The organism is Erythrobacter colymbi (assembly GCF_002155685.1).
Taxonomy (GTDB): Bacteria; Pseudomonadota; Alphaproteobacteria; order Sphingomonadales; family Sphingomonadaceae; genus Erythrobacter; species Erythrobacter colymbi.
The window spans coordinates 421,336-447,742 of the sequence record NZ_MUYK01000003.1; the positions used below are offsets into that span (position 1 = coordinate 421,336).

The following is a 26,407-nucleotide window of genomic DNA, read 5'->3' on the forward strand; positions in this document are numbered from 1 at the left end:
AAAACATCAGGGGGCCATCATAAGCCGGGTTCTGTCTCCGCGGGCGGTATCCTTGCGGACGGGCCTGCGGTGGCAGCCATTCATCTGGGCCGGCGATTGCTCGACGGCTCTAGCAGCCAACCCGGGTCTCCCGGCGCGAAACACGCCTGCCTTTCTTGCGAAAGGCGCGAGACCCCTATTCGGCCTTGCTCCGGGTGGGGTTTGCCATGCGGTTGCCGTTGCCGGCCCCCCGGTGCGCTCTTGCCGCACCCTTTCACCCTTGCCTGTCCCCCGCGTCATCCGAAAATTTGGCGGAGCCATCGGCGGTTTGCTCTCTGTGGCACTTTCCCTTGCCCCGCCCGAAAGCGGAACCGGCGGGCGTTACCCGCCACCCTTGTTTCGTGGAGCCCGGACTTTCCTCGCACTTTCGCACGCGGCTGCCTCAGGCCCCCTGACGGATGGGCCTATAGGCCTGGTGGGCAAGAATAGCAAAACGCCGTTCGCCTCGAGCGTCGTCGAGAGGCCCACTCTTGTGTCTCGACTTCGCTCGACACGAACGGAGTGGGGCTCAGCGCGTCCGCCCCTGGTCGCGGTCGAGCAGGAGTTGCCACAGGATCGCGGCAATCTCGCCATCGGGGACGCCGGTGATGCGCTCGGGCCGCCAGCGGCGCTCGAAGGCCTCGACCGCCTTGGCCTGATCGGTGATGTCGTAACCGAAGCGCTCCAGGGCGAGGAAGAAGCTGCCCCAGTTGTGGAACGGGTTGCCCGCGGCAAGGCATTCCGGCCGCGGCAGGCACAGCTTGTGCTGCGCGAGCCGCTCCCACGGGAAGAGCTCGCCCGGGTCCACCTTGCGCATCGGCGCGACGTCGGAATGGCCGACGACATTGGCGCGCGGGATGTCGTATTGCTTGACGATCCGCGCCAGCAGCGGGATCAGCGCGTCGATCTGTGCCTCGGCGAAGGCGCGGTAGCCGCCATTTGCAGGCTCGTGGCCGGGATGGTCGAGCTCGATCCCGATGCTCGCCGAGTTCACGTCCGGAATGCCGCGCCAGTAGCTCGCGCCCGCGTGCCAGGCGCGGCGGTCCTCGGGGACGAGGCGGATCACCTCGCCTTCCTCGGTGATGCAGTAATGCGCGCTGACGCTGGCGGCGGGATCGCACATGCGGGCGAGCGCGGTCTCGACCGGCTTCATCTCGGTGTAGTGGATGACCACCATCGAGATCGGCAGCGTCCGCTCGCCATGGTTGGGCGAGAGCACCTCGCGGTGGACCAGTTCGTCACCCATCCCCCGGCCCCCTGCGAAAGATCAGCCGATCATGCCTTCGGGCTCGGGCAGCACCGCGCCCAGCACCAGCGCCCCGTCACCCAGCTTGTACTGGAGACCGCCCTCCATCTCGTCGGCGAGGATCGCAATCATGTGCGCGGCCGCCGTGCGGCTGGTGATCTCGCTCTCGTCGAGATCGCCCTGGAGCGCGCGGCCGATGGTCTCGTCGAAGGCGATCCGGTCACCGCGCGCACGGGCGACGATCTCGACCGCACCGTCGCGCCGTTCCGCCCCGATATCGAGCGTGCCGCCGCGCACCAGTGCATCAAGGGCGATCTGTGCGAGGTTGAGCAGCACCTTGACCGCGGGCTTGGGCAGGCTCGGCTCGGCAATCGCCCAGTTCACCTCCACCCGCTTGGCATCGCCCGCCAGCGCGTCGATCACGCTCTTGGCCTCGTCCACCGGGATCGCCTCGCCAAAGCCGCCCGCCGCGCCGAAAGCGAGACGGAAGAACTTGAGCTTGTCGGTGCTGATCCTGGCGGATTGCTCGAGCAGCTCGATCACCTTGGTGCGCATCTGCGGGTCCTGCTCGTCGGCGAGCAGTTCGAGCCCGTTGGCGAGCGCGCCCACCGGGGAGAGCATGTCATGGCACAGGCGCGAGCACAGCATCGCGGCGAGATCGGTCTGGGAAATCATGTGCGCATCCCTAACCCTCGATCAGGGATAAGGGAAGTGCGGTAAACCCCGCTTCCCCGTCCCTCCAGAACGTGACGTCCTCCGCCCCGGCCTGCGGGGCAAGGATCGCCCACACCGCGCCGTCGCCCGATGCACAGGCGCGGTCGGTCGCGGACGGCGCGGCGGGGCCGGAGGGGTGCGAGTGGTAATAGCCGATGACCTGCGGCCCGCCCCCGGAGCGCGCGGCGCGGTGCGCGTCGATCAGGGCCTGGGGGTCGATCTCGAAATGGGTGGCGGGCGAGGGGTGGACATTGCGGGTCTCGCGCGCCTCGGTAATCCGCCCGCCCTCCCCCAGCAGAATGCCGCAAGCCTCAAGCGGGAGCGCGGCGGCGGCATGGGCGCGCATGGCGGCGAGGGCTTTTGCGCTGATTTCCATTCCCGGTTCCGTCACCCCCGCGCAGGCGGGGGTCCAGCCACCCTCGCCCCCAAGCTGGATCCCCGCCTGCGCGGGGATGACGCAGGAGGCTAAGGCACGCATGGCCCTTCGACAAGCTCGGGGCGAACGGGTAGAGGGCGCGGCGTGAGCGAGACCGAAATCATCACCGGCACCATCCCCTCCCCCGCCCGCCTCGACAAGGCGCTGGCCGAGGCGACGGGGCTCAGCCGCGCGCGGGTGCAGGGGCTGATCGAGGAAGGCCGCGTCGATGTGGCGGGCAAGACCGCCACCAGCGCCTCGGCCAAGGTCGCGGCCGGAGCGCCGTTTCGCATCATCCTGGCCGCGGCCATTCCCGCCGCCGCGCAGCCCGAGGACATCCCGCTCGTCATCGCCTACGAGGACCAGCACCTCATCGTGGTCGACAAGCCTGCGGGGATGGTCGTCCACCCGGCGGTGGGCAACATCACCGGCACGCTGGTCAACGCGCTGCTGCACCATTGCCGGGGGCAGCTTTCGGGCATCAACGGCGTCGCGCGGCCCGGGATCGTCCACCGGATCGACAAGGACACCTCGGGGCTGCTGGTCGTCGCCAAGTCCGATGCCGCGCACGAAGGGCTCGCCGCGCAGTTCGCCGCGCACACCGTCCACCGGCGCTATATCGCGGTCACCGCCGGCGTCCCCTCGCCCGCCGAGGGCACCATCGACGCGCGCGTCGGCCGGTCGGACGCGGACCGAAAGAAAATGACGGTGCTCCCCAACAATTCCTCGCGCGGGAAATCGGCGGTCACCCATTACAAGGTGCTGGAGAGGCTCGATGGGGCCGCGGTGATCGAATGCCGGCTGGAGACCGGCCGCACCCACCAGGTGCGCGTTCACTGCGCGTCAATCGGCCACCCCTTATTGGGAGACCCTGCCTATGGCCGAACACCCAGACCACTTCGCCCTGTCCTCGACCGACTCGGCTTCGCCCGCCAGGCGCTCCACGCCGCCGAACTGGGCTTCCAGCACCCGCTCACGGGCGAGATCGTGCAATTCCGGAGCAATCTGCCGCAAGACATGGCGGAACTGATCGACCAACTTCGTCGTTCTGATCGATGAATAGTGCACACAAGCCCATTCAAGTGGTCTATATGTAACCCCGTGGCCCAGCGCGACGGATGCCCATCAGGGGTCCTTGCCGAGCGGTCGACACAAGAAAGGTTAGGTAAGCAGTGACCAAGTCTAAAGCCTCGTCGATGCCGGCGCTGAGCGGTGAGCAGAGCCTCAACCGCTATCTCGCCGAAATCCGCAAGTTCCCCGTGCTCACGGCCGAGCAGGAATACATGCTCGCCAAGCGCTATCAGGAACACGAAGACCCTGAGGCCGCCGCCCAGCTCGTTTCCAGCCACCTGCGGCTCGTCGCGAAGATCGCGATGGGATACCGCGGCTATGGCCTGCCCGTCGCCGACCTGATCTCGGAAGGCAACGTCGGCCTGATGCAGGGCGTCAAGAAGTTCGAACCCGATCGCGGCTTCCGCCTCGCGACCTACGCGATGTGGTGGATCAAGGCGTCGATCCAGGAATATATCCTGCGTTCGTGGAGCCTCGTGAAGATGGGGACCACCGCCGCGCAGAAGAAGCTGTTCTTCAACCTTCGCCGGATGAAGAAGAACCTCGACGCCTACGAGGACAGCGATCTGCGCCCCGACGATCTCGCCAAGATCGCGACCGACCTCGGCGTGCCCGAGCAGGAAGTGGTCAACATGAACCGGCGCATGATGATGGGCGGCGATGCCTCGCTCAACGTCAGCTTGCGCGGGGCCGAGGAAGGCTCGGGCGAATGGCAGGACTGGCTGGCGGATGACCGCCCGCTCCAGGACGAGACCGTCGCGGAATCGCAAGAGGCACAGATGCGCATGGAAATGCTCGGCGAGGCGATGAACAGCCTCAACGAGCGCGAGCGCCACATCCTCACCGAACGCCGCCTGACCGAGAAGCCCCAGACGCTGGAAGAGCTCAGTCAGGAATACGACGTCAGCCGCGAACGCATCCGCCAGATCGAGGTGCGCGCCTTCGAAAAGCTCCAGAAGGCGATGCAGCGGATCGCGGGCGAAAGGCTGCTGCCCGGTCTCGCCTGAAGCATGGCGTAAGCGCCAGACGCAGACGATAAACAGCAAAGGCCGGGTGCAGCAGCATCCGGCCTTTTGTTTTGGGGGTCGAAGATGTTTTTCAGGCGTAGCGCCATGACTCCGGATATGAAAAAGTCTCGCAAGTTCGTCGATGCGGCGGTCAAGGCGCATGGCGGGCGCGTGCTGGAGATCCGCGACGAAGGACTGTCGCACGAACTCGTGTTCGAGGCTGCGGGCCGCACCTTCGCGCTCACATTCAAGTGCCGGGACGGACGGCATCTGCTCCACCACGATCAGGACCGCAAGATCGACATCTACCAGCTGCTCTACGGCTACAGGGGTGACATGGACGACATCGAAGCGATGGTCGCGTGGCTCAATCAGGCGCCCGGCCTGGGAGACTTCGATGGCTTCTTTCCCAAGATGTTGCGGGAGTATCTCAAAATGCTCGATAGCGCGGCAGATCGCGGATGAGTCTCGCGCCCAGCCGCTAAGGCTTTGCAAAGCCCTCCGGCCGCCCTAACACGGTAGCCGGAGGGCTTTTCACATGACCGCATTCGTCCGTCGCTTCGCCGCCGCCGTGCTGGCGCTGTTTTTCGCTGGCCTGGCTCCGGCGCAGGCGCAGACCGATGTGACGAATGCGCCCGACCCTTACGTCCATTCCGGCGCAGGCGTGCGCTTCCCCGCGACAGCAGGCGTGTTCCAGCGCGCGCGGATCGTCCATTATGATCCCAACGGCTATGACGCGAGCGTCGGCTACAAGGTCGCCGACATTCCCGGCGAGCTGACGCTCTATGTCTATCCCGATGACGGTGCCGCCTGCCAGGACTGGTTCGACGGGGCGGACGATGCGGTGCTGAAGCGCGGCACCGCCACCCGGGAGGCGGGCGCCGCGCCGATCCGGCTGTTTCCGGGCGTCAGCGTCGAGCAGTATTCGGCGCGCTACACCATCCCCGCGGGCACGCTCGACTACGACAATGCCGAGATCGCCTCGTACCTGTGGGTCGGCTGCCGCAAGGACGCCAAGGGGGATGGCTGGGTGATGAAGTACCGCGGCTCGTTCCTTGCCAGCGATGCGGCCAAGGCCGAGGTGCTGGTCAAGCAGCTCTTCGCCGCGGTCGACTGGAGCCCGCTGCTGGGCGGCTGAAGCGCGCCGCATTTGTAGGCCGCGCCAGACCGGACTTAGCGCGGGTTCGCACGGAGCCAGACCCCCTCCAGACCCCCGCTAGGCCCATGTGGCGGGCACTCGGACGGCTGTTGGAGGGCAAGCGACCTCGCCGTTTGCCCCGGTTCTGTCGGGGAGTCCTATTCCGGTTGGATTCCAGCGCCTAACCCGTTGAATCGAGGCGACTCTGCGGCAGGCACAGGGTGCAAGGAACCACAGGCAAGGCTTTCCCCCTTCCAACAAAAAGGGCGCCCGCAAGCGCCCTTTTGCCGTCCAGACTGCGTGAATGTTCCACGTGGAACATTCACGCCGTCAGGCTCACTTCTTCTTCGGCGCCAGATCCATCACCGCGGCGACCATCGCCTGGGTGCCGAGCACGATGCTCTCCTTCGGCGCGACCTGGAACAGCGGGGAGTGGTGTCCGGCAATCGCGGGGCCGCCCGCCTTGGCCGCGGCGAGGCGTTCGGGCGTGGTGCCACCGACCGCGAAGTAATAGCCCGGCACGCCCAGCCCCTCGGCGACGAAATAGGTGAAGTCCTCCGCGCCCATGTTCTTCTGCTCGAAGGGCACCACCACCCCCGGCCCCAGCGCCTTGGCGAGCGAGGCATTGAGGCGCTTGGCGAGCGCGGGGTCGTTGTTGGTCACCGGCGTCCCCTCGACCACGTTGACCACCACCGGCTTGTTATCGGGCAGGCCGTGGGCCTTGCCGATATTGGTGGCGATGCGGCGGATCGCGTCGATGGTCTGGGCGCGGGTTTCCTCGTCGTTGGCGCGCACCGTGACCTGCAGCTTGGCCTCGTCCGAGATGATGTTGTGCTTGGAGCCGGCATGGAAGGAGCCGACCGTCACCACCACCGGCTTGAGCGGCGAAATCTCTCGCGAATCAATGGATTGCAGCGCGGTCACGATCTGCGCGGCGATGTAGACCGGGTCCTTGCCAAGGTGCGGCGCGGCCCCGTGGGTGCCGATGCCCGGCACGATGATGTCGACCGAATCCGAGGAGGAATACTGGATGCCTTCGGATGCCGAGATGTGCCCCGTCTCCAGTTCGGCAGCGACATGGAAGGCGAGCGCATAGTCGGGCTTGCCAAAGCGGTCGTAGAGCTTGTCCTCCATCATCGCCTTGGCCCCGCCGACGCGTTCCTCGGCGGGCTGGACGATGAACATCACCGTGCCGCTCCACTTGTCCTTCATCGCCACCAGCCGCCGGGCGGTGCCGATCATCGAGGTGATGTGGGTGTCGTGCCCGCAGGCGTGCATGACGGGCGATTCCTTGCCGTCAGTGCCGATCTGCGTCGCCTTGGAGGCGTAGGCGAGCCCCGTCTTCTCCTCGACCGGCAGCCCGTCCATGTCGGCGCGGATCAGGATCAGCGGGCCCTTGCCGTTCTTCAGGATGCCGACCACGCCCGTGCCGCCGACGCCGGTGGTGACCTCGACCCCTGCGGCCTTCAACTCGGTCGCCATCTTCGCGGCGGTGCGGTTTTCGAGGAAGGACAGCTCGGGGTTCTGGTGGAAATCGAGGAACAGCGGGGCGAGGTAGCTGTCATACTCGGCCTCGATCGCCTTCTTGACGGCCGCATCCTGGGCAAGCGCGGGCTGCGCGGCGGTGGCGGCGAGCGCCAGCACGGCGGCGCTGGCGGCGAGTTGGAACAGGCGCATTCGGTATCTCCCCTGAATTGTTGGAGCTAGCTAACCGCGCTTGCCCTCCCCCCGCAAGCACCAAGCTTCCCACGCCCGTATCGCTGCGCTAGAGCGAGGGCATGGTGCGCACCGTCTTCCGCTATGCCGTCAAGGCCTTCGGGGCCTTCCTCGGGCTGACGCTGGTGCTGGTGGTGGCCTTCAAGTGGCTCCCCGTCCCCGTCACCGCGACGATGATCATGGACGGCAACGGCATCACCAAAGACTGGGAATCGCTCGACAATATCGACCGCAATCTGGTCTCCGCGGTGATCGCTTCGGAGGACCAGCGGTTCTGCCAGCACTCGGGCTTCGACACCGAGGCGATCGAGCAGGCGATGCGCGAGAACATGGAAGGCGGGAAGATCCGCGGCGGATCGTCGATCAGCCAGCAGACCGCCAAGAACGTGTTCCTGTGGCAGGGCGGCGGTTACTTCCGCAAGGTGCTGGAGGCGTGGTTCACCTTCTGGATCGAGCTGGTCTGGGGCAAGCGGCGGATCATGGAAGTCTATCTCAACGTCGCCGAAACCGGGATCGGCACCTACGGCGCCGAGGCCGGGGCGCAGCGCTATTTCGGCCACTCCGCCGCGCGCCTCAGCCGTGACGAGGCGAGCCGGATGGCCGCGGCCCTCCCCAGCCCCAAGAAGCGCTCGGTCAAGGGGCCGGGCGGCTGGCTGGCGCGCCATGGCAACCGGATAGAGCGGCGCATCGGCATGGTCCGCCGCGACGGGCTCGACGCCTGCGTCTACGACTAAGGGCGGCTTGCCAAACGGGCCGGGGGCGCTCTATCCCGCCTCCCGGGGTCGCTTGTTGGGGAACAGGCATGACGGGGCGGATCGGAACAGGACTGGGCACGGGCCTACTCGCGGCGGTGCTGGCGGCAAGCGTGGGCGCGGCTTCGGCGCAGGACAGCGGCGGCGGGGCTCGGCACTTCGAACGGTTCACGACCCATGAATTGCTCGTGTGCGAAGCCGCCTCAGGTTTGATGCAGGACCTTAATTCGGGCGACATCAAGGCCCATTATCTCGAGAATTTCTACGCCTTTCGCGAAAGGACCCGCGGGATAGGTGATCCAATCGAGGTGTTCACCGACCGGGTCTACCTGCTCTTCCACAATCTTTCGCGCGAGGAACTGGGCTCGCTCGCCGATGCCTGCGAGCGGACTCTCGAACAGGATGAAGCGCCAGCGCGTTTCGTGATGATCCGGCCCGAGACCATCGGCGAGGCGGCCTTCGCGACCTTCACCGCAACCCGCGCCGCAGACCGGGCGGCAGCCGAACGGGGACGGCTGGCATTCGAGCAGGAAGAACGCGAGCGGCAGCGCGCCGATGCCGCCCGGCTCGACAGCGAATGCCGCGCGATCGTCGATGCCGGAGTCGAGAAAGCCACCCGCAATTTCCGGCAGGCGCAAGGCGAAGTGCAGGTGTGGATCCGCGCCGGCAGCTTCGGTTCGCCGCCGGGACAATACGACATCCAGAACGGCTGCAGCGCGATCGACAGCGCCGGCAGCCAGCTCAACGCCAAGCAGTGCCCTGCCGAATATGCCAATGCGCTGATGAAATTCCGCGCGGGCTACTTCATCGATTTCAACGGCAGCGGCGGTTTCTCCTGCAATTAGCGCAGCATGATCGTCGCGCGTGACGCGGGCCATGCTTGCGGCTACAAGCGCCTGACGATGGCCCACGCGCACGCCCATAACCACCTCGACCATGCTCACGCGCATGGCCACGGGCATGGCCACGCACACGGGCATGGACACAGCCACGCGCCCAAGGATTTCGGCCGCGCCTTCGCGATCGGGATCGGCCTCAACCTCGCCTTTGTCGGGATCGAGGCGGTGGCGGGGCTTGCCTATGGCTCGATGGCGCTGGTGGCGGATGCGGGGCACAACCTGTCCGACGTGCTCGCCCTCGCGCTCGCATGGATCGCCAGCATCGCCGCCAAGCGCCCGGCTTCGGGCCGCTTCACCTATGGCTACAAGAGCTCGACCATCCTCGCCGCCCTCGCCAATGCGCTGCTGCTGGCGGTGGCAATCGGGGCGCTGCTGTTCGAGACGGTGCAGCGGATCATGGCCCCGGGCGAGCCGCAGGGCATGGCGATGATCGTCGTCGCCGGGATCGGCATCGCGATCAACACGGCGACCGCGCTACTGTTTCTGCGCGGGCAGGACGATCTCAACATCCGCGGCGCCTATCTCCACATGGCCGCCGATGCGGCGGTCTCGCTCGGCGTGGTGCTGGCGGGGCTCGGCATCCTCGTCACGGGCCTTGCGTGGATCGACCCGCTGGTGAGCCTCGTGATCCTGCTGGTGATCGCCTGGGGCACCTGGGGCCTCGCGCGCGACAGCCTGACGATGGGCCTCCTCGCCGCGCCCGAGCGGATCGACCTCGCGGAGGTGAAGGCGCATCTCGCCGGCCTCGAGGGGGTGACCGCGGTCCACGATCTCCATGTCTGGCCGATGTCGACCACCGAGGTCGCGCTGACCGCGCATCTGGTGATGCCCGGCCGCCCGGCCTCCACCGCCTTCCTGCGCGATGTCGCGCACGGCCTCGAACACCGCTTCGGGGTCGGCCATGCCACCTTGCAGGTCGAGAGCGGTGACGAGCCCTGCGGCGTGCCCTGCGGAGCCGATTGCTGATGGCCGCGCGCCCCCGCCCTTCCTCCGACGAAGCGCGCGAGGCGCTGCGCGACGCGATGGCGCGGCTGGCCGAGGGCGACCAGTCGGCGCTCGAGGAAATCTACCGTGCGACGCGGGTGAAGCTATTCGGCATCACCTTGCGTATCTTGGGGGATCGAAAGGAAGCCGAGGACGCCTTGCAGGACGTCTATGTCAATCTCTGGCAGCGGGCCGACCGCTATGACCCGACCCGCGCGAGCCCGATCGCGTGGCTGGCGGCGTTCGCGCGCAACCGCGCGATCGACCGGCTGCGCACGGGCAAGGTACGCGCCGGCGCCGTGCCGGTGGAAGAGGCAGCCCCCCTCCCCGACGAAACTCCGCTGGCCGATGCGCTGCTGGTCGATGCCGAACAGACCGCGCAGATCCACAAGTGCCTCGGCGCTCTGGACGCGCGCACGCAGGGCCACATCCGCGCCGCCTTCTTCGAGGGCAAGACCTATGCCCAGCTGGCCGAGGCGGCTGACGTTCCGCTCGGCACGATGAAGAGCTGGATCCGCCGCGGGCTGCAACGCCTGCGCGCCTGTCTCGAAGCGAGCGAGGCGGCATGAGCGCGCCCGAGGACACCATGCCGACCGAGCCGACCCGCGACGATCCGATGATCGCCGCCGAGTGGGCATTGGGACTGCTGGAGGGCGAGGAGCTGCTCGCCGCGCGCGGCAAGTATGCGACCGATCCGGCCTTCGCCTGGCGCAAGGAATGGTGGGACGACTGGTTCGCCCCGCTCTCCGACGCCATGCCGGGTGCAGAGCCGGGCGATCACGTGTGGGACGGCATCGCCGCGCGCGTGGCGGCGGCATCCCCTGCGGCTCCGGCCGAGCCTGCCGCTCCGGCTACCAATGTCGTCGAGCTTCAGGCGCGGGTGCGCCGCTGGCAGTGAGTCGCGGGGCTGTCCTCGATGGCGGCGGCTGTGGCGCTGGCATGGATCGCTGTGACGCCTGCGCAAGTCTCGGTCGTGCCCCTGCCTGACCAGACAGTGACCGCCGCACCCCTGGCAGCCACCGTCCCCATCGGCGAGACCGGCCCGCGGCTCGACGTGACCTACGTCCCCGAAGCCAAGCGCATGGTCGTGGGCGCGGTTGGGCTCAAGCCCGACGGGGTGCACGATCACGAGCTTTGGCTGGTGCCCGCCGATGGCTCGCCGGTGCTGTCGCTCGGCGTGGTGAAGCCGGGCGAGGTGCGCTCGATGGTGCTGCCGGCGAACGTCACCGCCAAGCTCGGCGACGGAGCGGGGCTTGCTCTCACCCGCGAGCCGCTGGGCGGCAAGCCCGCCGACAAGGACGCTGGCCCGGTGGTTGCCAAGGGTGCCTTCACCCGCGTCTGAGCGGGCTTCGTTCTGTCGCCCGAAAACGGCAACTCATCCGCATTAGCATCTGGCCGCGCATCCGCGCTCCCGAGGGTTCCGTAACGTCTCCTGCAAGCCCGAAAGGCTGCACACGAGACGATACCCCCAACGGAGATCCCCCGATGACCTTCAAGACCACTCTCGCCGCGATTGCCGCTGCGCTCGCCGCGACCACCGGCTTTGTCGCCGCCCCGGCGCTGGCCGACCATCACATGGAAAAGAAGGCCGACGTCCCGACCGTGGGCGGCGCGCCGATGTATCCGACCAAGACCATCGTCGAGAACGCGGTGAATTCGAAGGACCACACCACGCTGGTCGCCGCCGTGAAGGCCGCGGGCCTTGTCGAGGCGCTGTCGGGCCCCGGCCCCTTCACCGTCTTCGCGCCGACCAACGCCGCCTTCGCCAAGCTCCCGGCGGGCACCGTCGAAACGCTGGTGAAGCCGGAAAACAAGACGACCCTGACCGCGATCCTCACGTACCACGTCGTGCCGGGCAACGTGTCGGCCGCGCAGTTGATCGACCTCATCAAGCAGGGCGGCGGCAAGGCCGAACTCAAGACGCTCAACGGCGCCATCCTCACCGCGCGGGTCGAAGGCGGCAAGGTCGTGCTGACCGACGCCAAGGGCGGCAAGGCCACCGTCACGCAGGCTGACGTGTTCCAGTCGAATGGCGTGATCCACGTCACCGACACCGTGTCGTTGCCGGGCTGATCCCCCCACAAGCTGGCGCCGCCCCCCAATCCCCACCCCCACCCGAAGGGGGCAGCGCTTCTCCCGACCCCGTCCGGCCTTCCTCCAGGGCCGGGCGGGGTTTTGTCTGTCGGAAGGCCAAATAATTATTGGAGATCAATAAATTATTTTAATCCGGATGCAGCCGGGGGCCGTAACTCCAGGGCAAGCGGGAGGGCTTGCAGACCCGAAAACCGACAGAAAAGGAGATACTGACATGACCCTCAAGACTGCCTTCGCCGCTGCCACCATCGCGCTTGCCGCCACCGGATTTGTCGCCCTGCCCGCCGTGGCCCATCAGCACGGCCACCACGCCGCCCGCGCCGCCACCGCGCCGAACATCGTCCAGACCGCGATGGGCACGGGCGTTCACAACACCCTCGTCGCCGCGGTGAAGGCCGCGGGGCTGGTCGACACGCTCTCGTCCCCCGGCCCCTTCACCGTCTTCGCGCCGACCGACACCGCCTTCGCCAAGCTGCCCGACGGCACCGTGGCGACCCTTGTGAAGCCGCAGAACAAGGGCAAGCTGGGCAAGATCCTCACCTACCACGCGGTCGCGGGCCGGGTGACGAGCGCGGACCTCGTCGCACTGATCCGCCAGAACCACGGCGAGGCGGTGATCGAGACCGTCGCGGGCGCCGAACTGACTGCGCGCCTTGCGGGCGAGACGATTATCATCACCGACGAACAGGGCCGTGCCACCGCCGTGACCCAGGCCGACGTGCCGACCTCGAACGGCGTGATCCACGTCACCGACGGCGTGTTCCTGCCGGCGTGATGACCAAGACCTCGCCCGGCGGAAACACCGGGCGAGGTTTCGTCTATCTGGGCGCGAGTTCGAACCTCATGTTGACTGTGGCGACGACAGCGCTTTCGCCGTTATCGATCTTCGTGGGTGCTTCGAAGGCCACTGCGGCCGGGGCTCGCGGCGCGGGCTCGCCCGTGATCCGCACGCCGCCATCGTCGACCGATACGACCCGGCTGATCCGCATGCCGAGCGCGGCGGCATAGTCATCGGCCTTCTTGCGCGCGTCGGCCACGGCCTGCTTGCGCGCTGCGGATTCGACTTCGGGCGGGGGACGATCATTGCCCCACCAGCCGCGGTGGTTGTTTACCGAAACATTGGTCGCGCCCGCTTCGACCAGCGCCTCGATCACGGCGCCGGCCTGATCGGGCTCGCGGACGAACACCACCAGTTGCTGCGAGGCGATATAACCCTCGGCAGGATCGTCACGATCTTCCGGATCGCGGCCTTGCTGGAACGCGAAATCCGTGGTGGTGATGTCGCGCTCGTCGATCCCCTTGCCCGACAGCTGCTCGCGCAAGTTTTCAAGCACTGCGGCATTGTCGCGCATGGCGCGTGCGGGATAGGTCGAAAAGCTGCGCGCCCCGGCACGAACGGTGAAGGTATCCGTTCCCTCTGCGGTGCCATACCCGACCCCGCTGACCGACAGGACGGTGCCATCCGGCGCGTCACTGTCGGACGTGGCCGAGATCAGGATCGGCGCTGCAAACAGGACCAGCCAGCCGTATTTGAGAACGCGGTTCATCTGTCACCTCCACATTCGGGATGATGGCGGAGGAGCGTTAACAAGCGGTTCTATCGGGATAAATCAGCGCAAGATGCGCCCGAGTTGATCATCCGACGGGCAGCCACCGTTGCATCCTGGCGCGCAGCAGGCGCACCAGGGCGGGGTCCATGAAGTCATATTCGTCGGGGATGTCGAGCACCACCACGCGCTTGTCCTTGAGCGCGGCGCGGTGCTTCGACTGGAGCTTGTTGCGGTGCTGCCGCTCCATCACGAAGATGAAGTCGGCCCAGTCGACCAGTTCGTCGGTCAGCGGATTTTCGGCATCATTGTTGGTGCCGGCAGACATGGTCGCAATGCCGGGCACATCGGCGAAGATGTGCTCGGCCGTGGGGCTGCGCAGCTTGTTCTGACTGCAAACGAAAAGATAGTGGCGCATAGCTAGCCGCCCGCATTGCACGCTAGTGAGGCAATATTCGGTCGCAAAGCGACCGCAAGGCCGAACGGCCGCCCGAGCCTATGCGAGGAAAGGCAAGGCGGACGGACGTCCGCCGCCCGCCGTTTGAGGGCGCAACAAGTTACGCCGCCTCTTCTTTCTTCTTTTCCTTGCCGATAACGCGGATCGGTTCCTTCTTGCCCGCGACCACGTCGGCGTCGATCACGATTTCGGTAACGCCTTCCATGTCGGGCAGGTCGAACATCGTGTCGAGCAGCAGGCCTTCGACGATCGAGCGCAGGCCGCGCGCGCCGGTCTTGCGCTTGATCGCGCGCTCGGCGATCGCCTGGAGCGCGTCGTCGGTGAAGGTGAGTTCCACGTCCTCGAGTTCGAACAGCTTGCGGTACTGCTTCACCAGCGCGTTCTTCGGCTCCTTGAGGATCGTCACCAGCGCCGGCACGTCGAGGTCGTGCAGTGTGGCGATCACCGGCAGGCGGCCGACGAATTCGGGGATCAGGCCGAACTTGAGGAGATCCTCGGGCTCGGACTTTTCGAGCAGTTCGCCCACGCGGCGCTTGTCCGGATCGGCGACGTTGGCGCCGAAGCCGATCGAGCGCTTCTGCAGGCGGTCGGCGATGATCTTGTCGAGACCCGCGAAGGCGCCCCCGCAGATGAACAGGATGTTGGTCGTGTCGACCTGGAGGAACTCCTGCTGCGGATGCTTGCGCCCGCCCTGCGGCGGAACGCTCGCGGTGGTGCCTTCCATCAGCTTGAGCAGTGCCTGCTGCACGCCCTCACCCGAAACGTCGCGGGTGATCGAGGGGTTTTCGGCCTTGCGGGTGATCTTGTCGATCTCGTCGATATAGACGATCCCGTGCTGGGCCTTCTCGACATTGTAGTCCGAGGCCTGGAGCAGCTTGAGGATGATGTTCTCCACGTCCTCGCCCACGTAGCCCGCTTCGGTCAGCGTGGTGGCGTCGGCCATGGTGAAGGGCACATCGAAGGTGCGCGCCAGCGTCTGGGCGAGCAGGGTCTTGCCCGAACCGGTCGGGCCGACGAGCAGGATGTTCGACTTGGCGAGTTCGACGTCGCCCGCCTTGCCCGAGTGCTTCAGCCGCTTGTAGTGGTTGTGGACCGCGACCGAGAGCACGCGCTTGGCCCGGTCCTGCCCGATCACGTAGTCATTGAGCTGCGTGAAGATATCGAGCGGCGTGGGGATTTCGCCATCCTTCTTGCCGGCGATCCCGGCCTTGGTTTCCTCGCGGATGATGTCGTTGCACAGCTCGACGCATTCATCGCAGATGAACACCGTGGGGCCGGCGATAAGCTTGCGCACCTCGTGCTGCGACTTCCCGCAGAAGCTGCAGTAGAGAGTGCTCTTGCTGTCGGATCCGCTCAATTTGGTCATTCCTGTGTCCTCGAATCCGCGAGTCTGGGCGCCGGAACACCCGGGGCGGATTCGTCAAGTGTATCGCTTGGCCCCCATGAATCAACACATGGCGCGCGATTTCGTGATGTTACCATGTCGCCCGCGATCCATGTGGCGCGGAAAAACCACGCCTCGTGGCGGGATGTCCCGTCGCGGTGCAGGTCGGGGCGACCCGATGAAGGCGGAGCTTATTCAGGCGCCCCGCCCGAACCGTCCTCGAGGCCGGTTTCCTCGCTGTCGGGCCGGGTCTCGAAGACCTTGTCGACCAGACCGAAGGCGCGCGCTTCCTCGGCTTCGAGGAAGGTGTCGCGGTCCATCGCCTTCTCGATTTCCTCGAGGCTGCGGCCGGTGAACTTGACGTAGAGGTCGTTCATGCGGCTGCGGATGCGCAGGATCTCGCGCGCCTGGATCTCGATGTCCGACGCCATCCCGCGCGCCCCGCCCGAAGGCTGGTGGATCATGATGCGGGCATTGGGGAGCGCGATGCGCATGCCCGGCTCGCCCGCGGCCAGCAGGAAGCTGCCCATCGAGGCGGCCTGTCCGATGCACACGGTCGACACGCGCGGCTTGATGTATTGCATGGTGTCGAAGATCGCGAGGCCCGCCGTCACCACGCCGCCGGGCGAGTTGATGTACATCGAGATCGGCTTGCTGGGATTCTCGCTTTCGAGGAACAGCAGCTGGGCGACGATCAGGCTCGCCATGCCGTCCTCGACCTGACCGGTCACGAAGACGATGCGTTCGCGCAGCAGGCGGCTGAAGATGTCGAAGCTGCGCTCGCCCCGGCTCGTCTGCTCGACCACCACGGGCACCAGCGCACCGGTGAGCGGATCGCGGGTGAACTGCCCCTGGGTGCCATACGTTTCGCCAGCATTGCCGAACAGATCGATCATTGGGGTCTTACCTCATCCTTGATTTGACCACCTATGTCGGACGCAGGCTCGCAGACTTCAAGAGGAAAGCCCCTTAGACTGGGGAAAGCCCTGTGCTCCCTGCCACTTTGTCCCGGCGCGGGGCAGCGAAGGCCGCGAAGAGCCCCGGCTGGCGGCGGATTTCGGCCACGTCGGTCTTGCCGTTGGCGAGCAGCCGGACGATCGCATAGCGCCGCACCAGCAGCTCGTGCATCGCGATCACCGTGCCCGCGGCCAGCAGGACGAGGATCGGGAACTCCGCCCAGACCGGCCAGCGCACATCCACCAGCATCTGCCCGTAGATATACACGAGGCTGTGGTGGAACAGGTACATCGAGAGCGCACAGTCCGCGAGCCAGGTGGTGCGCGGGCCGCCCTCGCTGAAGTAGCGGTGGAAGAACTGGAGGATGAACAGGATCAGCGTCCAGATCGTGATCTCGTTGAGGAAGATCATCACCAGCCCCTCGGCGAAACCCTGCTCCGCATTGGGATAGGGCTGGAAGATGAAAGCGGCGGCGGCTGCATAGGGCATCCACCAGCGCCACTTCACCAGCGCGGCGAGCAGGCGCGGCGAGAGCGCGGCCATCACGCCGACGACAAAGAAGGGGAACTCGGCGGTGAGCTTGTGCCAGCTCTGGAAGCCCGGCGCGATCAGGTCATAGGCGCCCGGGATCAGGCTGAAGCTGGCGTAGTTGGCGGTGTCGACACAGGCGAGCAGCACCAGCCCGAAAGCGAAGGTCGCGCTGCCGCCGATCAGACCGCCGAAGCGGTCAGCCGCCGTGACCGCAAGGCTCCGCAGCCGCGAATCCTGCGGCAGCGCAAACTGCACCGCGGCCGAGAGCACGAACATCGGGATCAGGCTGACGAGGAACCACAGGTGCAGCTGCCACTTCCCGCTCGCCCACACCTCGACGAAGGCCGGGCTGGCGAGCCAGTCGAGGAAGCTCCCCTGCCCGCCGGCATCGCCCCAGCGCAGATAATGCTCGACCATGTTGAAGCTCAGCGCGATGAACACCAGCGGGATCACCGTGCGCAGGAAGCGGTTCCACAGGAAGCTCGCCGGGCTCTGGCGCTTGAGCAGCAGCACCGCGAAGAACCCGCCGACGAAGAAGAAGGTCGGCGTCACGAACAGGTGGATGCCGAAGATCAGCCAGTCGAAGAAGGCCGCGCGGTCGACATTGCCCGTGATCCACGGCCGCGCGGGCGCATAGACCGTCCCCGCATGCAGCGCGACCGAGAGGAACATCAGCACCGAGCGTGCCCCGTCGATGTCGTGATAATGCTTGCGCGGGGTCGCCGCGGTCGGAAGGGCCGGTGTCGTCATGCTGCAACCATCGTGACGTGTGAAATGAGGAGATAACGTGTCATTTCGTATGGTTGCCCTCACGGTCGGACAACCACGCCTTTGCCGGGCGTTCGAAAACGGCACGACAATCAGCGACAGGTGAACGATCGGCTTATTGCCATTCCGCGCCAAACGGGCATGAAAGTGCCATGCCGAACATGATCGCCAAGGGACTGGTCTCCCTCCTCCTCGCCACCACCGTCGCCACCCCCGCTGTCGCGCAGAGCGCCAGGCCGCAGCCGCCCGCCGCCCCGGCCGATCCGGCAGCGGACCGCGCCGCGATGACCGAACTGCTCGCGGCGGACGAATACATCCTGCGCATCCAGGCGCTCGACGATGCCGGGCCGCGCATCAATGCGGTGATCGATTACGATCCCGCCGCCCCCGTCAAGGCGCGCCAGCTGCTCGGCACGGGCAGCTTGCGCGGTCGCACCGTGCTGGTGAAGGACAATGTCGAGACCGCCGAGTGGCCCACCACCGCGGGCTCGCTGGCTTTGAAGGACAATGCCACCGGCCGCGATGCGCCGCTGATCGCCAACCTGCGCGCCGCGGGCGGCGTGGTGCTGGGCAAGACCAACCTTTCCGAATGGGCCAACATCCGCTCCAACAACTCCACCAGCGGGTGGAGCGGCGTGGGCGGCCTCACCCGCAATCCCTACGGCATCGACCGCAATGCCTGCGGCTCATCGAGCGGCAGCGGCGCGGCGATCGCGGCGGGCTTTGCATGGGCGGCGATCGGCACCGAGACCAACGGCTCGATCACCTGCCCCGCCAGCATCAACGGCCTTGTCGGTTTTAAGCCCTCGGTCGGGATCGTCAGCCGCACCCATGTGGTGCCGATCTCCTCGACGCAGGACACCGCCGGGCCGATGGCCAAGACGGTCTATGACGCCGCCCTGCTGCTCACTGCCATCGCCGGGCCGGACAAGGCCGATCCGGTGACGCTGGAGGCCAAGCGGGTGAAGGACTACACCGCCGGGCTCGACACCGCCTCGCTGAAGGGCGTGCGCATCGGCGTGCTGCGCGGCGCGGTGGGCTCGCGCGAGGACGTGAAGGCGCTGTTCGAAGCCGCGCTCGCCGACCTCACCCGGGCGGGCGCCGAGCTGGTCGATGTCACCTACGAGCCGCCGTCCGAAATGTGGGCCGCCTCGCTCCCCGTGCTCTTGTTCGAGCTGCGGGTGGAGATGGACAAGTATCTCTCGACCCGCCCCGGCACCGGCGCGCCCCGCAGCCTTGCCGATGTGGTCGCCTTCAACAAGGCCAATGCCGACAAGGAGATGCGCTGGTTCAACCAGGACCTGTTCGAGCAGGCCCTGACCACCACCGATGCCGAAGCCTATGCCAAGAACGTCGCCACGCTGCGCCGCCTGACCCGCGCAGAGGGGATCGACAAGCTGCTGGCCGACAACAAGGTGAGCTTCCTCGTCGCGCCGACCGAGGGGCCTGCATGGACCACCGACCTCGTCAATGGCGACCATTTCAGCGGCAGCATCGGCGCGGGCTATCTCGCGGCCATTGCGGGCTATCCGCATATCACCGTGCCGATGGGCGGGGTCGAGGGACTGCCCGTCGGGATCAGCATCATGGGCGGCCAGTGGCAGGATCACGCCGTGCTGAAGGCAGGCGCGGCCTACGAGAAGGCGCGGACCGCAAGGCTGCCGACGCCGACCTTCCGCGTCTGGCGCCCGGCGGGGGAGTGAACCAAGGCGAACCGTAACGGTTAGCGGTCGCATTTGCCGCCAGCCTGCGGCATGAATCGTGACGGCAGCAATCCCGCTGCCAGATCAACGAGTAAACATACATGACACTGGTAGAAGTGTGCGTGTTGCTCGGACTGCTGATGGCCTTTGCCACCCTCATACTGAAGGTGGTTGAGGTTTCTCGGTCCAAGTAACTGTCAGTCACGGTTCGGGGGGCTGGTTGCAGTCGGCCCCTCGGGCTCCTGAAACAGTTGACCCCCAGCCGTTGCAGCGGCCGGGGGTCGATCAACAGGGTAAACCTGTCACTGGTGGCATTCGTATATGCTCAACCTCTCAAAAAGGCAATATGCCGCTCAGAGAGATCGATACTGACAGGCCTTACTTCTTGGCAGCCGCCTTTTTGGCCGGAGCCTTCTTCGCGGGCTTCTCTTCAGCCGGAGCAGCCGCTTCCTTCTTGGCAGCCGGCTTCTTGGCGGCGGCCTTCTTGGCGGGCTTTTCCTCGGCAGCCGGGGCTTCTTCAGCCGCAGCTTCCGCCTTCTTGGCCGGGGCCTTCTCGGCCTTGCTCGAAGCAGGCTTCTTCTTCGCCGGCACCTTCTTCGGAGCTGGAGCCGCTTCCGCGCCCTCTTCGGCTTCGATCGCGGCCTGAAGTTCCTCGACAGTCACTTCGCGCTCGGTGACTTCGGCCTTGTCGAACAGGAAGTCGACGACCTTGTCCTCATAGAGCGGCGCGCGCAGCTGGGCGGCGGCCATCGGCTCGGACTGGATGTACTGCACGAAACGCTCGCGGTCCTCGGCGCGATACTGCATCGCGGCCTGCTGGACGAGCATCGACATTTCCTGCTGGGTCACTTCCACGCCGTTGGCCTGGCCGATTTCCGAAAGCAGCAGGCCCAGACGCACGCGGCGCTCGGCGATCGCGCGGTATTCGTCCTTCTCGTCCTCGATCTGCTTGAGGGCGTCGGCCGGGTTCTCGTCGCGCGCGGCTTCCTGCTGGAGCTGCGCCCAGATCTGGCTGAATTCGGCTTCGACCATCGTGCCGGGCACTTCGAAGCTGTGGCCCGCGGCCAGCTGGTCGAGCAGCTGACGCTTCATCTGGGTGCGGGTCAGACCGGCGGTCTGCTGTTCGAGCTGCGCCTTCATGATCTCGCGCAGCTTCTCGAGGCTGTCGAGGCCGAGGCTCTTGGCGAAGTCTTCATCCAGCGTGGTTTCGGTTTCGACCTTCACCGCCTTCACGGTGACGTCGAAGGTCGCTTCCTTGCCGGCGAGGTGATCGGCCTGGTAGTTTTCCGGGAAGGTGACGGTGATCGTCTTTTCCTGACCGGTCTTCACGCCGACGAGCTGGTCTTCGAAGCCCGGGATGAAGGTGCCCGAACCGAGCACCAGCGCGGCGTCTTCTGCCTTGCCGCCTTCGAACTCGACACCGTCGAGCTTGCCGACGAAGTCGATGATCAGCTGGTCGCCGTCAGCGGCCTTCTTGGTCTTGGGCGCGTCCTTGTAGGACTTGTTCTGCGAGGCGATGTTGCCCAGCGCCTCGTCGATCTGCGCGTCGGTCACCGGAACGACCAGCCGCTCGAGCTTGAGGCCGTCGATGCTCGGCGCCTCGATGGTCGGCAGCACTTCGAGGCTGACGGTGATCGCGGCGTCCTTGCCCTCGGCGTAATCCTCGTTGAGGCCGATTTCGGGCTGCATCGCCGGGCGCAGGGCCTCGTTGCGAATCAGCGCATCGACCGATTCGCGGATCGTGTCGTTGACCACCTGGCCGTGCAGCGCCTCGCCGTGCATCTTCTTGACGAGGTTCGCGGGCACCTTGCCGGGACGGAAGCCGGGCATGCGCACCTGCGGCGCCACCTTCTTGATCTCGGCATCGATCTTCGCCGACAGCTCGGCGGCCGGGATCGTGATCAGATAGGCGCGCTTGAGCCCTTCGTTGACGGTCTGCTGGGTCTGCATGGGAACTGGTCTGAAGCCTTCTATGCTAGAAATCCGTAAGGCCGGACGATCCGAGCGGCGAATTGGTGCGGGCGAAGGGACTCGAACCCCCACATCTTGCGATGCCAGAACCTAAATCTGGTGCGTCTACCAATTTCGCCACGCCCGCATGCCCGAACGAAGCCGCGCGGGGAAACCGGCTAAGGCACCCCGCGCGTATTAGCGAGCGCCCTTATCCCCCTCGCACCAAAAGGGCAAGCGCAACACGCTTGAAGCTGAAGCAAACCCCCGATAAGGGCGCGCACCATGACCGAAGAAACCCCCGAAACCGCTCCCAAGACCTCAGGCGCCACCTCCGGCAGCGACGTGCCGCCCGATCACCTGTCGGTCAATCCGCGCAGCCCGTTCTTCGATGCCGAGAAGCTCCAGCGCGGGGTCGGCATCCGCTTCAAGGACCGCGTGCGCACGGACATCGAGGAATATTCGATCTCCGAAGGCTGGGTGCGGGTGCAGGCGGGCAAGGCGGTCGACCGCAAGGGCCAGCCGCTGACGATCAAGCTGACCGGCCCGGTCGAAGCCTGGTACGAGGACCTCGGCGACAACCCGCCGGTCGCCAAAAAGGGCTGAGTGTCGGGCGCGAATCCGGCCAAACTTGCCATTTGAGGCGTTTGCGCCCACTTGGGCCGGGTTATGTCCCTCCCCAAGAAGCCTGAAGTCGTCATCATCGGCCGCCCCAACGTGGGCAAGTCCACGCTGTTCAACCGGCTGGTGGGCAAGAAACTCGCGCTCGTCGATGACCAGCCGGGCGTGACCCGCGACCGCCGGATGGGCGATGCGAACATCGCGGGGCTGCACTTCACGGTCGTCGACACCGCCGGGTGGGAGGACGAGGACGAACTCAGCCTCCCCGGCCGGATGCGCAAGCAGACCGAGGCCTCGCTGGCAGGCGCGGACGCAGCGCTGTTCGTGGTCGATGCGCGCGCTGGGCTGACCCCGCTGGACGAGGAAATCGCCCGCTACCTGCGCGAGCAGGAAGTGCCCGTGGTGGTGGTCGCCAACAAGGCCGAGGGCAACGCCGCCGAGGCGGGGATCATGGAAGCCTATGCCCTGGGCCTCGGCGAGCCGCTCGGCGTTTCGGCGGAGCACGGCGAGGGCGTCGCCGACCTGTTCGGCGGGCTGTGGCCGATCATCGGCGCCAAGGCCGAGGAGTGGGAAGAGGCGAACGACGCCGAACGCGCCGCCCTGCGCGAAATGGACGAGGAAGACCGCCCCTCCGGCCCCCTGAAGCTCGCCATCGTAGGCCGCCCGAACGCGGGCAAGTCCACGCTGATCAACCGCCTGCTCGGCGAAGACCGCCTGCTGACCGGTCCGGAAGCCGGGATCACCCGCGATTCGATCGCGATCGACTGGGAATGGACCGACCCCAAATCGGGCGAGACCCGCGAGATCCGCCTGATCGACACGGCGGGGATGCGCAAGAAGAAGAACGTCACCGAAAAGCTCGAAAAGCTCTCGGTTGCCGATGCGCGCCGGGCCGTGGACTTTGCCGAAGTCGTTGTGCTGCTGCTCGACGCGACGCAGGGCCTCGAGCACCAGGACCTGAAGATCGCCAGCCTCGTCCTCGAGGAAGGCCGCGCGCTGATGATCGCGATCAACAAGTGGGACGTCGCCGAGGACGCGAGCAAGCTGTTCAACGGCATCCGCGCTGCGCTCGACGATGGCCTCGCGCAGGTGCGCGGGCTGCCGCTGTTCGCTGTCAGCGCCAAGACCGGCAAGGGCCTCGACCAGATGCTTGCAGGCGCCTTTGACCTCCGCGAAGCATGGTCGAAGCGGGTCAGCACCTCGGCATTGAACCGCTGGTTCGACGATGCGATGGAAGCCAACCCCCCGCCCGCGCCGGGCGGCAAGCGGATCAAGCTGCGCTACATCACCCAGGCCGGCACCCGCCCGCCGCGCTTCGTGATCTTCGGCACCCGCCTCGACCTGCTACCCAAGAGCTACGAGCGCTACCTCGTCAACGGCATCCGCGCCAAGCTCGGCTTCGACGCCGTGCCGGTGCGCGTGACGCTCAAGGCCAACAAGAACCCCTACGCCAAGGAGTAAGCGGTGACGCTGCTCGACACCCTCGCCAACGCGGCGGCCCACACGCCCTTCGCGCTCGAGATCATCGAGCGCACCGCCTCCACCCCGCGCGTGCAGCAGGTGGTGCAGCTTTCGCTAGCCCCGGCGTTCCTGCTCTCCGGCATCGGGGCGATCATGAACGTCATCATGAGCCGCATGATCTGGATATCGCAGCGGATCGAGAACATCGAGGAGCGCGCCGACAGCCAGCGCACCGCCAAGCAGGCGCGCGAGGTCGGCTGGCTGATGCGCCGCCGCAAGCTGATGCAGGGCGCGATCATGTTCTCGACCGCGGCGGCCGTGATGATCAGCGCGGTGATCATGCTGCTGTTCGTCTCGGCCTATATCCTCGCCCAGATCGGCACGATCATCGCCGCGCTGTGGGTGCTGACGATGCTGCTGCTGGTGACGGGGCTGGGGTTCTTCCTGTTCGAGACAAGGCTGGCGGCGCAAGGCGCGGCGGCGAAGGAGTAGGAGCACCGTCTCCCCGCCCCGGGCCTGACCCGGGGCCCAGCTTTTTCGTTAGAAGTAGTTGATGGCTTCGGCCCGCCAACGGACGGGCCGCGAGCGCAAGCGCGCGAGCCGCAGGCGATCCGGCGCGAAGCGACGGAAGCTCGCCGAGGACGTGGCCGCGGAGGCGGCCACGCAAACAAGGAAGCGGGGTCCCGGGTCAAGCCCGGGACGGGGAATGGTCGATACGCTTACTTCTCGCCCGCTGCCTGGCTTTGCAGCTGGCAGTAGTTGTGCAGCCCCATGCGCTCGATCAGCTCGAACTGGGTTTCGAGGAAATCGACGTGCTCCTCCTCGTTCTTGAGGATGTAGGCGAACAGGTCGCGGCTCACATAGTCGCGCACGCTTTCGCAATGCTCGATCGCGTCGCGCAGCAGGGGGATCGCCTCGTGTTCCAGCGCAAGGTCGGCGCGCAGCACTTCCTCGACATTCTCGCCGACCTTGAGCTTGTGGATCGCCTGGAAGTTGGGCAGCGCCTCAAGGAACAGGATGCGCTCGGCCAGTTTGTCGGCGTGCTCCATTTCCTCGATCGATTCGTGGCGCTCATAGGCGGCGAGCTTGGTCAGGCCCCAGTTGTCGAGCACGCGGTAGTGCAACCAGTACTGGTTGATCGCGGTCAGCTCGTTGGTGAGCGCCTGGTTGAGATAGTCGATGACCTTCTGGTCGCCCTTCATGGCAATAAGTCCCTCGCGTAATGGCAAAGCCGGCTTGCGGCGTTGGCGTCATTGTAGCCGCACGCGCGGACTGCGCGCAAGGGCGGCCGAGGGATTTTCTTTGCGAATCAGTCGCTTGCGAGCCGTTCGCAATCGCGGGTCAGGCGGCCTCTACTGCGAGGAAATCGCATTTCGCGGCGGCGCGCTCGGCGTCGATGATTTCCTGCGCCTCTTCAAGGCACTGGCCGCAATTGGGCCGCTTGCCGAGGCAGGCATAGGTCGCTTCGGCATCGCCGTCACAGGTCAGTGCGGCTTTGCGCAAATCATTCTCGCGGATGGCATTGCAGATGCAGATGTACATGAGCGCGCGAATCTTTCCTGCGAAGCGTTTGCAGGAACCAAGATATGCGAACTACTCTCAATAACAAGTGGGAATCACCGCCTGAGCGGAAATACCTGCCGGTAGGTCAAACACCGCCACAGCCACTCGAGCGGGCCGTAACGGTAGCGTTCGAGCCAAGGCTTAGACCACGCCAGCATCAGAACCCAGCTGAGCGCCACCACCAGCAGCAGCTGCGGGCGGTTCAGCTGGCCGAACAGCCCCAGCGCCCAGCCGTGGAAGACGAGCATCATCACCACCGAGGTGCCGAGGTAATTGGTGAAGGCAGCGCGCCCCGCGGCGCGGATGCGCTCGCCCAGCCAGCCTGTCGCCGACGGGGCATAGGCGACCATCAGCGCCGCGATCCCGACCACCATCGCAAGGCGAGGCAGCGGGCTCCAGCCGAGCCATGCGGCGAGCGTGCTGTAGTAGGTGAAGCCCTCGGCCTTCACCACCAGCCCCATCGCCAGATGCGCCGCCGCCCCGGCGATCACCCCGATCCAGCCCCAGCGGATCATCCCGGCGCGCGCAAAGCCGCCGCTGAAGAAGCCCATGCGATACAGCGCCACGCCCAGCAGCATCAGCGGCAGGGTCTCCCAGCCGAACAGCATCGCACTCTGCCACGGCTCGGCCCATTGCTCGGTCAGGCGGTGGGTGACGAGCGCGCCGTAATCGCCCGCCGCGATCGCCGCATTGGGGACCTCGCCGTGGGCCAGCTGCACGTCGATATCGGCGATCATCTGCGCGCGTTCCTCGGGCATGGAATCGCCGAAGGGCGTGTCGACCACCAGCCACGGGAAGCTCACCCCGAGGAAGAACACCGCGCCCACCAGATAGCCCACGAGCGCGACGGCGAACTGGGTCTTCACGCTCCAGCGCAGGCAGGCGAGCACCACGAAGCCGAACAGCGCGTAGAAGAACAGGATGTCGCCCGGCCAGATGAAGAAGAAGTGGATCATGCCGAAGCCCATCAGGATCAGCAGCCGCCACGCCTGCAGCCAGCGGGTCGCGCCGCGTGCCCAGGCCTTCTCCATGAAGAGATACATCCCCGCCCCGAACAGCAGGGTGAAGAGCCCGCGCATCTTGCCGTCGATCAGGACGAACTGCGAGATCCACAGCCAGCCGCCCGGATCGCCCGGGTCGGTCTTGAAGGCGGCGGGGTACATATAGGCCTCGAACGGCTGCCCGAAGGCGACGATGTTGGCCCACAGGATGCCCATCACCGCGATGCCGCGGATGAAATCGAGCGTGTCGATCCGCTCTCCGGTGGCGACCGGCGCGAGGTCAGCCGCCTCCTCCCCGCCGAAGATGTCGCCAATCGCTTGCGGTGAGAGCGTTTCACTCATGCCTGATCCCCCGGGCCGTTGCGGTCCGGGAGATTAGCGATTCGGGCGGGCTTGGGAAGAGGGGCGGC

The 26,407-nt window shown here is 66.3% G+C and carries 29 protein-coding genes, 1 tRNA gene and 1 other RNA gene; 16 read left to right on the forward strand and 15 right to left on the reverse strand.

All coding sequences use genetic code 11. The features are described 5' to 3' along the window. Positions 1-2: 2 nt before the first annotated feature. The 4 genes from rnpB to BZF57_RS08715 form a co-directional block, all read right to left on the reverse strand. Positions 3-434: RNase P RNA component class A (rnpB, locus tag BZF57_RS08700), an RNA gene on the reverse strand. 113 nt (positions 435-547) lie between these two features. Further along, a complete protein-coding gene (locus tag BZF57_RS08705; RefSeq protein WP_086736795.1) occupies positions 548-1,264 on the reverse strand; it encodes an N-acetylmuramoyl-L-alanine amidase in 717 nt (238 codons plus the stop codon). Between the two features lie 21 nt (positions 1,265-1,285). Continuing rightward, complete coding sequence (locus tag BZF57_RS08710) at positions 1,286-1,939, reverse strand: histidine phosphotransferase family protein (protein WP_086736797.1); 654 nt, start codon at positions 1,937-1,939, stop codon at positions 1,286-1,288. A 10-nt stretch (positions 1,940-1,949) separates the two neighbouring features. Continuing rightward, positions 1,950-2,354, reverse strand: a complete 405-nt coding sequence (locus BZF57_RS08715) for a M67 family metallopeptidase (protein WP_086737134.1) — start codon at positions 2,352-2,354, stop codon at positions 1,950-1,952. A gap of 144 nt (positions 2,355-2,498) precedes the next feature. Between BZF57_RS08715 and BZF57_RS08720 the strand changes: the two genes are divergently transcribed. From BZF57_RS08720 to BZF57_RS08735, 4 genes are all read left to right on the forward strand, one after another. Beyond that, positions 2,499-3,452 carry an RluA family pseudouridine synthase gene (locus tag BZF57_RS08720; protein WP_086736799.1) on the forward strand — a complete coding sequence of 318 codons (954 nt, stop codon included), beginning with the start codon at positions 2,499-2,501 and terminating at the stop codon, positions 3,450-3,452. 137 nt (positions 3,453-3,589) lie between these two features. Continuing rightward, positions 3,590-4,471, forward strand: coding sequence for an RNA polymerase sigma factor RpoH (gene rpoH / locus BZF57_RS08725; protein WP_086736801.1), 882 nt, complete (start codon positions 3,590-3,592; stop codon positions 4,469-4,471). Positions 4,472-4,588: 117 nt separating this feature from the next. After that, entirely contained in the window at positions 4,589-4,936 is a 348-nt protein-coding gene (locus BZF57_RS08730; RefSeq protein ID WP_086736803.1) for a hypothetical protein, read from the forward strand. 73 nt (positions 4,937-5,009) lie between these two features. Next, positions 5,010-5,609 carry a hypothetical protein gene (locus tag BZF57_RS08735; RefSeq protein ID WP_086736805.1) on the forward strand — a complete coding sequence of 200 codons (600 nt, stop codon included), beginning with the start codon at positions 5,010-5,012 and terminating at the stop codon, positions 5,607-5,609. 336 nt (positions 5,610-5,945) lie between these two features. Here the strand turns inward: BZF57_RS08735 and BZF57_RS08740 are convergent, their stop codons facing one another. After that, positions 5,946-7,286 (reverse strand): amidohydrolase, encoded by a 1,341-nt coding sequence (locus tag BZF57_RS08740; RefSeq protein WP_086736807.1) that lies wholly within the window; start codon positions 7,284-7,286, stop codon positions 5,946-5,948. Between the two features lie 101 nt (positions 7,287-7,387). On the opposite strand from BZF57_RS08740, the gene mtgA reads away from it, so the two are divergent. The 8 genes from mtgA to BZF57_RS08775 all read left to right on the forward strand — a co-directional run bounded on the left by mtgA (position 7,388) and on the right by BZF57_RS08775 (position 12,829). Beyond that, entirely contained in the window at positions 7,388-8,059 is a 672-nt protein-coding gene (mtgA, locus tag BZF57_RS08745; protein ID WP_086736809.1) for a monofunctional biosynthetic peptidoglycan transglycosylase, read from the forward strand. 68 nt (positions 8,060-8,127) lie between these two features. After that, positions 8,128-8,922 (forward strand): hypothetical protein, encoded by a 795-nt coding sequence (locus BZF57_RS08750; protein ID WP_143738428.1) that lies wholly within the window; start codon positions 8,128-8,130, stop codon positions 8,920-8,922. Positions 8,923-8,979: 57 nt separating this feature from the next. Further along, positions 8,980-9,942 carry a cation diffusion facilitator family transporter gene (locus BZF57_RS08755; protein WP_086737136.1) on the forward strand — a complete coding sequence of 321 codons (963 nt, stop codon included), beginning with the start codon at positions 8,980-8,982 and terminating at the stop codon, positions 9,940-9,942. Further along, positions 9,942-10,529, forward strand: coding sequence for a sigma-70 family RNA polymerase sigma factor (locus BZF57_RS08760; RefSeq protein ID WP_086736813.1), 588 nt, complete (start codon positions 9,942-9,944; stop codon positions 10,527-10,529). Before BZF57_RS08755 ends, BZF57_RS08760 begins: the two co-directional genes overlap by 1 nt. After that, on the forward strand, positions 10,526-10,858 hold the full coding sequence (locus BZF57_RS21595; RefSeq protein ID WP_240505911.1) for a hypothetical protein: 333 nt from the start codon (positions 10,526-10,528) through the stop codon (positions 10,856-10,858). Before BZF57_RS08760 ends, BZF57_RS21595 begins: the two co-directional genes overlap by 4 nt. Before the next feature lie 18 nt (positions 10,859-10,876). Next, complete coding sequence (locus BZF57_RS21600; protein WP_240505912.1) at positions 10,877-11,302, forward strand: anti-sigma factor domain-containing protein; 426 nt, start codon at positions 10,877-10,879, stop codon at positions 11,300-11,302. 143 nt (positions 11,303-11,445) lie between these two features. Beyond that, positions 11,446-12,033 (forward strand): fasciclin domain-containing protein, encoded by a 588-nt coding sequence (locus tag BZF57_RS08770; RefSeq protein ID WP_086736815.1) that lies wholly within the window; start codon positions 11,446-11,448, stop codon positions 12,031-12,033. A 235-nt stretch (positions 12,034-12,268) separates the two neighbouring features. Beyond that, positions 12,269-12,829: a fasciclin domain-containing protein gene (locus tag BZF57_RS08775; protein WP_086736817.1), complete on the forward strand. Its 561-nt coding sequence runs from the start codon at positions 12,269-12,271 to the stop codon at positions 12,827-12,829. Positions 12,830-12,872: 43 nt separating this feature from the next. Here the strand turns inward: BZF57_RS08775 and BZF57_RS08780 are convergent, their stop codons facing one another. The 5 genes from BZF57_RS08780 to BZF57_RS08800 form a co-directional block, all read right to left on the reverse strand. After that, positions 12,873-13,601: an SIMPL domain-containing protein gene (locus BZF57_RS08780; protein WP_086736819.1), complete on the reverse strand. Its 729-nt coding sequence runs from the start codon at positions 13,599-13,601 to the stop codon at positions 12,873-12,875. An 88-nt stretch (positions 13,602-13,689) separates the two neighbouring features. After that, the gene (locus BZF57_RS08785) at positions 13,690-14,019 is read right to left on the reverse strand and encodes a low molecular weight protein tyrosine phosphatase family protein (RefSeq protein WP_086736821.1); all 330 of its coding nucleotides are present in this window, start codon (positions 14,017-14,019) and stop codon (positions 13,690-13,692) included. Between the two features lie 139 nt (positions 14,020-14,158). Then, on the reverse strand, positions 14,159-15,424 hold the full coding sequence (gene clpX, locus BZF57_RS08790; RefSeq protein WP_086736823.1) for an ATP-dependent Clp protease ATP-binding subunit ClpX: 1,266 nt from the start codon (positions 15,422-15,424) through the stop codon (positions 14,159-14,161). A 209-nt stretch (positions 15,425-15,633) separates the two neighbouring features. Next, on the reverse strand, positions 15,634-16,338 hold the full coding sequence (clpP, locus tag BZF57_RS08795) for an ATP-dependent Clp endopeptidase proteolytic subunit ClpP (RefSeq protein WP_073974542.1): 705 nt from the start codon (positions 16,336-16,338) through the stop codon (positions 15,634-15,636). A gap of 73 nt (positions 16,339-16,411) precedes the next feature. Next, complete coding sequence (locus BZF57_RS08800) at positions 16,412-17,680, reverse strand: acyltransferase family protein (RefSeq protein WP_086736825.1); 1,269 nt, start codon at positions 17,678-17,680, stop codon at positions 16,412-16,414. 170 nt (positions 17,681-17,850) lie between these two features. Here BZF57_RS08800 and BZF57_RS08805 point away from each other — a divergent pair, with 170 nt between their 5' ends. Beyond that, a complete protein-coding gene (locus BZF57_RS08805; RefSeq protein ID WP_240505913.1) occupies positions 17,851-19,401 on the forward strand; it encodes an amidase in 1,551 nt (516 codons plus the stop codon). A gap of 378 nt (positions 19,402-19,779) precedes the next feature. On the opposite strand, the gene tig is transcribed toward BZF57_RS08805, so the two are convergent. Next, entirely contained in the window at positions 19,780-21,351 is a 1,572-nt protein-coding gene (gene tig / locus BZF57_RS08810; protein WP_086736827.1) for a trigger factor, read from the reverse strand. A gap of 63 nt (positions 21,352-21,414) precedes the next feature. Then, a tRNA-Leu gene (locus BZF57_RS08815) sits at positions 21,415-21,499 on the reverse strand. A gap of 137 nt (positions 21,500-21,636) precedes the next feature. Here BZF57_RS08815 and BZF57_RS08820 point away from each other — a divergent pair. From BZF57_RS08820 to BZF57_RS08830, 3 genes are all read left to right on the forward strand, one after another. After that, positions 21,637-21,957, forward strand: a complete 321-nt coding sequence (locus BZF57_RS08820) for a DUF3297 family protein (RefSeq protein ID WP_086736829.1) — start codon at positions 21,637-21,639, stop codon at positions 21,955-21,957. 63 nt (positions 21,958-22,020) lie between these two features. Continuing rightward, complete coding sequence (gene der, locus BZF57_RS08825; RefSeq protein WP_086736831.1) at positions 22,021-23,433, forward strand: ribosome biogenesis GTPase Der; 1,413 nt, start codon at positions 22,021-22,023, stop codon at positions 23,431-23,433. Between the two features lie 3 nt (positions 23,434-23,436). Continuing rightward, complete coding sequence (locus BZF57_RS08830; protein WP_240505914.1) at positions 23,437-23,925, forward strand: DUF2721 domain-containing protein; 489 nt, start codon at positions 23,437-23,439, stop codon at positions 23,923-23,925. Positions 23,926-24,152: 227 nt separating this feature from the next. On the opposite strand, the gene bfr is transcribed toward BZF57_RS08830, so the two are convergent. The 3 genes from bfr to BZF57_RS08845 all read right to left on the reverse strand — a co-directional run bounded on the left by bfr (position 24,153) and on the right by BZF57_RS08845 (position 26,339). After that, entirely contained in the window at positions 24,153-24,635 is a 483-nt protein-coding gene (gene bfr, locus BZF57_RS08835; RefSeq protein WP_086736833.1) for a bacterioferritin, read from the reverse strand. A gap of 139 nt (positions 24,636-24,774) precedes the next feature. Then, positions 24,775-24,975 (reverse strand): (2Fe-2S)-binding protein, encoded by a 201-nt coding sequence (locus BZF57_RS08840; RefSeq protein ID WP_086736835.1) that lies wholly within the window; start codon positions 24,973-24,975, stop codon positions 24,775-24,777. Positions 24,976-25,049: 74 nt separating this feature from the next. Further along, a complete protein-coding gene (locus BZF57_RS08845) occupies positions 25,050-26,339 on the reverse strand; it encodes a DUF418 domain-containing protein (RefSeq protein ID WP_086736837.1) in 1,290 nt (429 codons plus the stop codon). Positions 26,340-26,407: the final 68 nt, after the last annotated feature.